General features: G+C 29.7%; 10 protein-coding genes. 5 read left to right on the top strand and 5 right to left on the bottom strand.

Translation table 11 applies throughout. The features are described from left to right. Positions 1 to 78 precede the first annotated feature (78 nt). The 5 genes from L8X40_RS07060 to L8X40_RS07080 all read right to left on the bottom strand — a co-directional run bounded on the left by L8X40_RS07060 (position 79) and on the right by L8X40_RS07080 (position 5,453). Complete coding sequence (locus L8X40_RS07060; RefSeq protein WP_263667593.1) at positions 79 to 2,016, bottom strand: cytochrome c family protein; 1,938 nt, start codon at positions 2,014 to 2,016, stop codon at positions 79 to 81. Between the two features lie 180 nt (positions 2,017 to 2,196). Further along, positions 2,197 to 2,832 carry a helix-turn-helix transcriptional regulator gene (locus tag L8X40_RS07065; protein ID WP_214136215.1) on the bottom strand — a complete coding sequence of 212 codons (636 nt, stop codon included), beginning with the start codon at positions 2,830 to 2,832 and terminating at the stop codon, positions 2,197 to 2,199. A 106-nt stretch (positions 2,833 to 2,938) separates the two neighbouring features. Next, the gene (ftnA, locus tag L8X40_RS07070; RefSeq protein ID WP_214100482.1) at positions 2,939 to 3,433 is read right to left on the bottom strand and encodes a non-heme ferritin; all 495 of its coding nucleotides are present in this window, start codon (positions 3,431 to 3,433) and stop codon (positions 2,939 to 2,941) included. 77 nt (positions 3,434 to 3,510) lie between these two features. Continuing rightward, a complete protein-coding gene (locus L8X40_RS07075; protein WP_263667594.1) occupies positions 3,511 to 4,800 on the bottom strand; it encodes a sensor histidine kinase in 1,290 nt (429 codons plus the stop codon). Further along, the gene (locus L8X40_RS07080) at positions 4,794 to 5,453 is read right to left on the bottom strand and encodes a response regulator transcription factor (protein WP_087700729.1); all 660 of its coding nucleotides are present in this window, start codon (positions 5,451 to 5,453) and stop codon (positions 4,794 to 4,796) included. Before L8X40_RS07080 ends, L8X40_RS07075 begins: the two co-directional genes overlap by 7 nt. Positions 5,454 to 5,538: 85 nt before the next feature. On the opposite strand from L8X40_RS07080, the gene L8X40_RS07085 reads away from it, so the two are divergent. The 5 genes from L8X40_RS07085 to L8X40_RS07105 all read left to right on the top strand — a co-directional run. After that, positions 5,539 to 6,522 carry a substrate-binding domain-containing protein gene (locus tag L8X40_RS07085; protein WP_263667595.1) on the top strand — a complete coding sequence of 328 codons (984 nt, stop codon included), beginning with the start codon at positions 5,539 to 5,541 and terminating at the stop codon, positions 6,520 to 6,522. Positions 6,523 to 6,536: 14 nt separating this feature from the next. Then, on the top strand, positions 6,537 to 7,451 hold the full coding sequence (gene pstC, locus L8X40_RS07090) for a phosphate ABC transporter permease subunit PstC (protein WP_263667596.1): 915 nt from the start codon (positions 6,537 to 6,539) through the stop codon (positions 7,449 to 7,451). Further along, positions 7,448 to 8,536, top strand: coding sequence for a phosphate ABC transporter permease PstA (pstA, locus tag L8X40_RS07095; RefSeq protein WP_263667597.1), 1,089 nt, complete (start codon positions 7,448 to 7,450; stop codon positions 8,534 to 8,536). Before pstC ends, pstA begins: the two co-directional genes overlap by 4 nt. Next, positions 8,533 to 9,273 (top strand): phosphate ABC transporter ATP-binding protein PstB, encoded by a 741-nt coding sequence (pstB, locus tag L8X40_RS07100; protein ID WP_263667598.1) that lies wholly within the window; start codon positions 8,533 to 8,535, stop codon positions 9,271 to 9,273. Before pstA ends, pstB begins: the two co-directional genes overlap by 4 nt. Positions 9,274 to 9,332: 59 nt before the next feature. Then, the coding region (locus tag L8X40_RS07105) for a DUF2920 family protein (RefSeq protein WP_263667599.1) at positions 9,333 to 9,657 on the top strand (325 nt) is incomplete at its 3' end.

Consider the following 9,657-nt stretch of genomic DNA (forward strand, 5'->3'; position numbering starts at 1 on the left):
ACAATAAAAAGTCGAGTGATTAAATTTTTCAAGACTAGCTCCTTATTTTAAGGAAGAATTTTTCATTCTTCCTTTGTTTTATTTACCATTTAGGATATTTTGTGCTTCTTGGATATAAATTAAAGCTTCTTCTATGATTTTCTTAGAATAAGCAGGTCCATGAACACCCCAAGAACCATCTTTTTCTAGTCTATCAGCTATGGCTTGAGCTTGATTTGTTAGGCTTAGTACTTTTGATTTTTGCTCTACTGAAAGTTTGGTTTTTTCAGCAAAAGTTTTATCAATATTTGCTATACCTTTTCTAATTTTCTCATAGCCTTCTTTAACAGGGTTTTGCCACTCCATTACTTTATCATAAATCATTTCTTGATTGCTAAAGTGAAGTTTTTCAGGCAAGGTTGATTGCACAGGACTGTGACAACCACTTGCACCAGGACCCATTAGATTAATATCACTAAAACTAGTTCTACCACAACTCCACATTAAATCAAGGAAAAATCTACCTTCATCATCTCTAGCTATAGTCCATCCACCAACTTTAGGCGATCTTTCTTTGCCTTCTGGTGGATTAAGTGTTTTTGCTGTTTTATCTACTTTGATATTCCAAATATGCGAAGCTCTAACATTATCAAATCCACCTTTATCAGGGTTTTGAACCGCTCCAAAGTTTTCACAACTCATCATATTTGGCATGTGACAAGCTGTACAACTATCTTTTGCATGAATTCCGCCTTTTTTGAAAAAGCTTGCTTGGGTTTCATGGCAATCTTTACAAGTTTTTTTAAGTTTTGTTTTAGTATAACCACTTTTCCAATCATTAAAAGTTACTTCATGCGGATCATGACAAGTATTACATCTCATACCTTTATCATAGTGTGCTGAAGAATACATTTGAGCACCTTCTGTTCCACACGCAGGACAACTTGATTTAAAATATGCGTTGAAAGGTTTTCTAGGATTGATTTTAGCATCGGTTTCATTGTATGAAAATCTTTGATGACATCTTTCACAATTTGATGGCATACCCGCACCTCTTGCTCCATAAAGATGCGCTCCAGCCCCATGGCATTCCTCACAAGTAATACCTTTTGAGATGGTATGTTTTTGAAGTTCTTTTGGGTTACCTAGTGCTTTATAAAATTCTTCTTTGCTTTTAAAATCAAATTTAAAAGTATGACAGGTTTCACAATATGCAGTAGCAGGTTGGAAAACCGCTTTTTCTTTATAAGTTGCAGCATAAGAGTTTGTTCCCCATACTTGAGAGCCATTTCCTCCAAAATCTTCCATTTTAGTAGGAAAACCAGGTGCAAAAGCAGCTATTTTTTGTGCCATTTCAGGGGTTAAAAATTCACTCCAAAGTCTTGAGAATTGATTACCTCCAGCAGTTAATTTACCACTTAAATCACTCAAATTTCCATCTTCAACATGGTAAGTTCCACGCACAAGCCATCTATCTATAAAACCATATTTTGTTCTTGGTGTTCCAATGAGAGCATAAACATCATTTGGATAAATTCCATCAGGTAAAATAGTAGCTTGAGAATTATACATAGGTTTTTTCAAACCATCAGCTCCACCAACTTCTTCCATTTCATGCGGAAAACGCACGGTTTTTGCATGGCGAGAGCGTTCCCAAGAAGCATATTGAGCAGGGTGACATTCGCCACATTTTTTTGGACCTACAAATTTATTTGGAAAATCCAAGAAAGATTCATAAGGCAAACGATAGGTAATAGAGGCTTGTTTTAAATCATGCTCAGCAGCAAATTTAGCTCCATTTTGATTTAAAACCCAGTTTTCCGTTCTATCACTATGGGTAAATTTACCTACTAAACGCCCTTCTTTTTCGTATTTAAAAATAGGGTGGTGTTTGTAAAGATAGTCAAAAAATGCATCTTCTTGAGCTACATATCCATCAAGGGTTCTAGGCTCTGAAGAAGCAAAAGCTTGCGAACTCAAACTTATGCCTAAAGCTAGGCAGGCATAGGTGGCAACCTTAGCTAATTTGTGTTTCATAACTTCCCTTTCATGTAGTTTGTTAAAAGATAAAAAAACTCTTATTTATTATCTATTAACTATTAAAGTATAATTGTGACTATTTTTTAATAAAAAATAACTTAAATTTGTATTTAAATTAATATTTTATTAATATAAAGAATAAAAATTATTAACTACAAAAAAGAAGTATTTAGTATATTAAATTCTGCTAATAGTTCCCACCACCTTACCCACGATCAAAAAATCGCCATTTTGATAATGTACATCTGCATAGCTTAAATTAAAAGAATGCAGATAAACTCCACCTTTATTGCTTTTAAAAATTTGTTTGATAAACAAACCATCTCGAGTATTTACCGCAAAAACTCCACCTTCTTTAAAGCTTTTGCTTTTATCTACTAAGCATAAAGAATCATCTTTGATTTCAGGTTCCATGCTATCGCCTACACATGGGATGATATCACAATCTTTAGAGCCAAAAAAATCACTTAGTTTTTCATCTATAATCACTTCTGAAAAACTTACATTATCATTTAAAGCCCCACCTCCCATAGAAGCATTAACATCATAATATTTTAAAACATTATAGTTTAAATCAAGTGTTAAAGTATTACTCTCAAAAGAGTCTTCGTAAAAAAATGCATTGATGTTGATATTTCTTTCATTTAAAAAATGAAGTATTTGTTTATAAGGTATGGAATTTCTAAATTTCATACTATAAAAGGTATCAGGATTGATATTTAGCATTTTAGCTACATCAGAATCTTTGACGTTTTTTATACCTTCTTTTTGGAGTATAAATTTAAGTTTATCAGTAATTTCGTTCATTTGCATGAAAATCCTTTTAAATAAAAAGTATTTTAGCAAATTTACTTTTATTTTGCAAGAATTCTTTTAAATTAAAAGATATTTAGCTTCCATAAATTTGGAAGCTAAAAAATTATTTACTAATTAAGCTTTTAATGTATTGATCTACCATGTATAAGCCATTGCCATTATCGCTTATGAGTTTGATTTTATCTACTATACCTCTAAAAAGCGCTTCTTCTTCGTGTTGTTCGCTTACATACCATTGCAAGAAATTAAAAGTAGAATAATCTTTACTTGAAAGCATAAAATCCACAAGATTATTAATAGAAGCAGTAATGCTTTGCTCATGCTCGAAAGTTTTTTCAAATACATCAAGTAATGATTTAAATTCACTATCAGGTTTTTTAACTTCTTTTAATTCTACTTTAGAATCAGTTTCATTTAAATAAGTGATGAGTTTTCTTGCATGATCACTTTCTTCTCTTGCATGTTCAAACAAAAACGCTCCCGCACCATCAAAACTATGCTCATAGCACCATGAACTCATACTCAAATATAAATTTGCTGCATACATTTCTTTATTAATTTGCTCATTTAATAAAGCCACTACTTCTTTTGAAAGCATTGTTTCTCCTTATGAATTATTTTTGTTATATTAGTTAGAACTACATTAAAAATACATTAATAAGTATATTCATAAAATTATAAATTAATATCAAAAGAAAAAACACTACCTTTTTGTGGGCTAGATTGAATTTTTAAAGAACTTTTGTGTAAAGTGAGTATTTTTTTAACTAAAAACAATCCTAATCCAAAAGAGTTGTTGTGTGTTGAGTTTGCTTTGTAGAATTTTTTTGTTATAAATTTAAGATGCTTTTCTTCTATGCCTATACCTTGATCTATGATAGTAAAATTTTGATTTTTGATGATGATTAACACCTCTTTTTTGCTGTATTTTAAGGCATTGTCTATTAGATTAATGATAACTTGTTCTATGAGAAATTTATCCGCTTTAATAAAGCTTGTTTGGCCTTGAATTTTCAACCTATCATCTCTAAAACTTTCTAATAAATTTTTACTTAAAACATATAGGTCAAATTTTTCTAAATTTAAAGAATCAAAATTAAGATTAAAAACAAAATTGAGTTTGTGTGTTAGTTGGTTGATTTTTACGCTTTGTTTGTGAATTTTTTCAAGTAAAAATAATTTCATATTTTCATCATTAGTTTCTTTTAAAGATTGTAAGCTCAAATCTATAACGCTTATAGGGTTTTTAAGTTCATGCGATATAGCGCTGATTACATTACTAAGTTGAGTATTTTTGGTTTGAATTTTCTTAGCTTGCTTTTTGTTTTTTAATTCTTGTTTGATGAGTAATTTTTTAATTTTCAATAAGCGTAAATTTAAATTTTTTAATTCATAAACGAAATTATATTTTAAAATGAAATTAGTATTTGATTTGATACTTTTAACAAACAATAATAATTCTTGAAAATAATTTTTGAAAAAATTAAACACAACAAAATAAAACACAACAAGTACAAGTAAAAAGAAAGAAAAAATAATAATATTTTTAATCCAAAAATTTTGTACCAAAGAGTGTATTTTAGGGTATACAATGATGATATATTGATAGTTTTTGCAAGTATAAGCTTTAAAATAAATTTCTTTTTGCTTATAAAAATCATGGGTAAAATTAGACTCAAAATGATTTAAAAAATAAGAATAATCTTTTAATGATGAAAAAATAACTTCATCTTGTTTGATGATAAAATCTGCCCTGGTATTTTGAGCAAATTGCTTGATATTATTGGAATTTAATATATCTAATAACTGAAATTGTAAAACATCATTAAGTGTTTTTAGTTTTTGCTCGTAAGTGCTTTTTACCGTAGTGTTAATATAACTTTCATTGAAAAAATAAAACAATATAAAAAAAGCAATACAAAAAAATCCAAGTGTAAAAAGGAAAAATGTTTTTATTTTTAGCACAATTTATAACCCACCGAACGCACTGAAATGATATTTTCCTTAATTTGTGGAATTTTTTGTTTTAATCTTAAAATAGCTGTATTGATTGTCTTATCACTTGTTGTGTCATTTTTCCATACTTGCTCACTTAAAAATTGACGGCTTAGAAGTTGATTTTTGTGATTAAAAAAACACTTGAGTAATTCTACATCTAGGGTTGATAAATTTTCAAATGTATTTGTTTTATAGGTTAATTTTCTCTCTTCTATGTATAAAGTAAAATCTTGATAAGAAATTTGCTCTTTTAGAGTTTTATTTCTTTTAGTTACGGCTTTGATTCTAAATAAAAGCTCATTAAAATCAAAAGGTTTACATATATAATCATCACAGCCTTGCTCAAAACCTTCTAAAATATCTTTTTGTAAAGTCTTTGCACTAAGAAAAATCACAGGCTCCATATAACCTTTTTTTCTTAATTGTTTTATCATCTCTACACTATCGCCACTTGGTAAATTTCTATCCATGATGATTAAGTCTATTTCATTTGTATCTAGAAAATTTTCTAAGTCAAAAAAATCAAAATAGCTATAAATTTTTATATTTTCTTGACTAAGTCTTAGTGTGATTAATTCGTTTAAGTCTTTATCATCTTCTATCAAAATAACATTTAACATATAAAAATTATATCAAAAAATACATGTATCCAAAATGTTTCCAAGTTTTTTTAAATTTTCATTACTTTTTAACTAAGGAGAAAAAATGAAAAAACTTTTAGCTTTAAGTGTAGCTACTTTTGTTAGTCTAAACGCAGCAGAATTAAAAATAGCAGGTTCATCCACTGTCTATCCTTTTACTTCTTTTGTTGCTGAAGAATATGCTGTTATAAAAAATACAAAAACACCTATAGTTGAAAGTCTTGGCACAGGCGGTGGTTTTAAAGTGTTTTGCGAGGGAATTACTGATATTTCTAATGCTTCAAGAGCAATCAAGCCAAGTGAATTTGAAACTTGTAAAAAATCAGGTGTGAGCGATATAGTCGGGATTATGATAGGCTATGATGGCATAGTTTTAGCTCAAAATAAAATCAATGCTCCATTAAATATAAGCTTACATGAGTTATTTTTAGCTTTAGCTAAAGAAATTCCACAAGATGGAAAATTAATCCCAAATCCTTATACAAATTGGCAACAAATCAATAAAAATCTACCAAATAGAAAAATTACAATTTATGGCCCTCCATCTAGCTCAGGAACAAGAGATAGTATAGAAGAACTTGTAATGGTGGATATTTCTAAAAAAATTCCAGAATACAAAGGTGTATATAAAACTATACGCCAAGATGGAGCATTTATACCAAGTGGAGAAAACGATAATTTAATTGTTTCAAAACTTTCTGTTGATAAAGAAGCTTTTGGGCTTTTTGGATACGGATTTTTAGCTAGCAATGATGATAAGATTAATGCTGCTTACATTGATGGTGTAAAAGCTGATGAGAAAAATATATCTGAAGGAAAATATAAACTAGCTCGTTCTTTGTTTATATATATGAATGCTAAGAAAAATCCAGAAGTATTTGAATTTGCAAAAATTTACATGAGTGATGATTTAGCTAAAAGCGGAGCAGAATTAGAAAAAATAGGATTAGTTCCTTTGGATGAAAAAACTTTAAAACAAACCCAAAAACATATAGAAGAAAAAGGTTTATTAACTGATGAGCTTGTTAAAGCAGGGAAAGTTTTTTGATTTAGGATGAAAAATTGATAAAAGAAAAAATAATAAAATTAACGCTTTTTCTTTGTGCTTTTGTTAGTGTAGTAGTAAGCTTTGCTATTATGCTAACTATTTTAGTTGAAGCATTAAAATTTTTTCAAAAAGAAAGTGTATTTACTTTTTTATTTTCAAGTCAGTGGGCAGCAGATGCTGCATTTGTAGGTGCTGATGGAAGTAGCAAGCATGGGGTTTTTGGTGCTTTGAGTTTATTTTGGGGAACTTTTTATATTTCATTGATAGCAATGCTAACAGCCTTACCTTTAGGTGTAATGTGTGCTATTTATCTTGGAGTATTTGCGGGTAAAAAATCTAAAAACTATTTAAAGCCTATTTTAGAAATCATAGCAGGAATTCCTACTGTAGTTTTTGGATTTTTCGCAGCCATAGTTGTAGCTCCATTTATAGTATGGTTTTTTTCTCTTTTTGGTATCAAAGCTAGTTTTCAAAGTGCTTTAGGTGCAGGTTTTATCATGGGTATTATGATAGTTCCTATAGTGGCTTCACTTTCACAAGATTGCATTGAAGCCGTAAGTTTAAAAAGAATCAATGGAGCTTATGCTTTAGGTATGACTAAAAAAGAAGTTGTTTTTGCAGTAATTTTACCAGAAGCAATGCCAGGTATAGTTGCAGCTTGTCTTTTAGGACTTTCAAGAGCTTTAGGTGAAACGATGATTGTTGTTATGGCTGCTTCATTGCGTCCAAATTTAACAATGAATTTTTTAGAAGATATGACAACAGTGACTGTAAAAATAGTAGAAGCATTAAGCGGTGATCAAGCTTTTGATAGTTCTTTGGCTTTAAGTGCATTTTCTTTAGGGCTTGTGCTTTTTATTATTACATTAATCATTAATATTTTTAGCGTTTATTTGATAAATCGCTTCCATAAAAGGAAAAATTTATGAAAAAACTTTTTAAACAAAGAAAAAAAGCTTCAAAAAATTTCAAAAGATTCTGTAAAATGGGACTTTATGTAAACCTTATTTTTCTTTGTATTTTTTTATCAAGTGTGGGGTATCTTGGGATAGGATCTTTTAAGCAAACTTACATTTATGCCCAGGCTGATAGAAATAGCCCTTCATATGAGCTTTTATCGCGTGCTGAACAAAGGAAAATAAGAACGGGTCAAATCAAAGAAAAATCTTGGCTTTTAGCAAATTCTGAAGTTGATCAATATATGAAAAAAAACTACAATAAATTAAGCGATGAGCAAAAAAAATTAGTTGATGAATTAGTTCAAAAGCAAGAAATCAAACTAAGTTTTAATACAAATTTTTTCCTTAATGGAGACTCTAAATCACCTGAAAATTCAGGAATCTTTGCTTCTGTGGTTGGAACTTTGCTTGTAATGTTAGTATGTATGGCTGTGAGTATCCCAATAGGAGTTGGAGCAGCTATTTATTTAGAAGAATTTGCTCCGCAAAATGTATTTACGCATTTTATAGAAGTGTGTATTAATAACCTTGCTAGTATTCCTAGTATTTTATTTGGACTTTTAGGACTTGGGGTGTTTATTAATCTTTTTGGGATGCCGCGTTCTAGTGCTTTAGTCGGGGGACTTACTTTGGCTATTATGAGTTTGCCTATTATCATTGTTTCAACTAAAGCTGCCTTAAAAAGCGTGGATATTAATATGAAAAATGCAGCATATGCTTTAGGTATGACTAAAATTCAAATGATAAAAGGCATTATGCTGCCTTTGGCAATGCCTATGATTTTAACAGGTTCTATTTTAACTTTAGCAGGAGCTATTGGCGAAACTGCACCTTTAATGATTATAGGTATGATAGCTTTTATACCTGATGTAGCAAACTCAATTTTTGCACCAACAAGTGTTTTACCTGCTCAAATTTTTTCATGGTCAGCTATGCCAGAACGCGCATTTTTAGAAAGAACAGCAGCAGGGATTATAGTGCTTTTATCTCTTTTGGTGATTTTAAATTTAGCAGCAATACTTTTAAGAAGATATTTTCAAGGAAAATTAAAATGATAGCAAAAACAACAAATCTAAATTTATTTTATGGTAAAAAACAAGCTTTGTTTGATATTAATATTGAAATTCAAAAAAATAAAATCACAGCTTTAATAGGTGCTTCAGGCTGTGGAAAATCCACATTTTTGCGTTGTTTTAATAGGATGAATGACAAAATAGCAAAAGTAGATGGTCTTGTTGAGATTGATGGGAAAGATGTTAAAAATCAAGATTTAGTCGTGCTTAGAAAAAAAGTTGGAATGGTATTTCAACAACCTAATGTTTTTGTAAAAAGCATTTATGATAATATTTCTTATGCTCCAAAACTCCATGGGATGATTAAAAACAAAGATGAAGAAGATGCTTTAGTGGAGGATTGTCTTAAAAAAGTAGGACTTTTTGAGGAGGTAAAGGATAAGCTAAAGCAAAATGCTCTAGCACTTTCAGGCGGTCAACAACAACGCCTTTGTATAGCAAGAGCTTTAGCCATAAAGCCAAAATTATTACTTTTAGATGAACCAACTTCTGCACTTGATCCTATATCTTCAAGCGTTATAGAAGAGCTTATCAAAGAATTAAGTCATAATCTTTCCATGATTATGGTAACACATAACATGCAACAAGCTAAGCGCGTGGCTGATTATACTGCGTTTTTTCATTTAGGAGAACTTGTAGAATTTGGAGAGAGTAAGGAATTTTTTGAAAATCCAAAAGAAGAAAAAACAAAAGCTTATTTAAACGGAGCTTTTGGGTAATTTTTATTTATTTAGAAATTTTGATGATATAATTAATCAAAATTTCTAAAAGGCTTAATATGCTCATAAATCAAACTTATTTCATAGATTCTTGTAATGATGTAGAATTAAATATAAAAAGAGAAAGTAAATTAGAATATAGAATCACTTATGATGATAGTAAAGAAATGAAAGCTATTGTTTTTATGATAGGTGGCGCAGGTTCTAATGCAGATATTTATTTCCTTGAGAGCTATAGACAATTTATAGCTAAAAAATTTGATGTAGTAGTAATTCATGTTTTTCATCATTGTTTTTGTATGCATCGTTCTTTGCAAGATAAATATAGCGCAAAAGCTATTATTTGTGAAGACGATCTTAGATTTCTTAAAAGAGCATTAGAAG

The organism is Campylobacter sp. CNRCH_2013_0855, assembly GCF_025773025.1.
GTDB lineage: Bacteria > Campylobacterota > Campylobacteria > Campylobacterales > Campylobacteraceae > Campylobacter_D > Campylobacter_D jejuni_C.

What these genes read in the sequence shown, in the direction of transcription:
- L8X40_RS07060 (WP_263667593.1), bottom strand. Translation starts at nt 2,016, where the DNA reads ATGAAACACAAATTAGCTAAGGTTGCCACCTATGCCTGCCTAGCTTTA.
- L8X40_RS07065 (WP_214136215.1), bottom strand. Translation starts at nt 2,832, where the DNA reads ATGCAAATGAACGAAATTACTGATAAACTTAAATTTATACTCCAAAAA.
- ftnA (WP_214100482.1), bottom strand. Translation starts at nt 3,433, where the DNA reads ATGCTTTCAAAAGAAGTAGTGGCTTTATTAAATGAGCAAATTAATAAA.
- L8X40_RS07080 (WP_087700729.1), bottom strand. Translation starts at nt 5,453, where the DNA reads ATGTTAAATGTTATTTTGATAGAAGATGATAAAGACTTAAACGAATTA.
- L8X40_RS07085 (WP_263667595.1), top strand. Translation starts at nt 5,539, where the DNA reads ATGAAAAAACTTTTAGCTTTAAGTGTAGCTACTTTTGTTAGTCTAAAC.
- pstA (WP_263667597.1), top strand. Translation starts at nt 7,448, where the DNA reads ATGAAAAAACTTTTTAAACAAAGAAAAAAAGCTTCAAAAAATTTCAAA.
- pstB (WP_263667598.1), top strand. Translation starts at nt 8,533, where the DNA reads ATGATAGCAAAAACAACAAATCTAAATTTATTTTATGGTAAAAAACAA.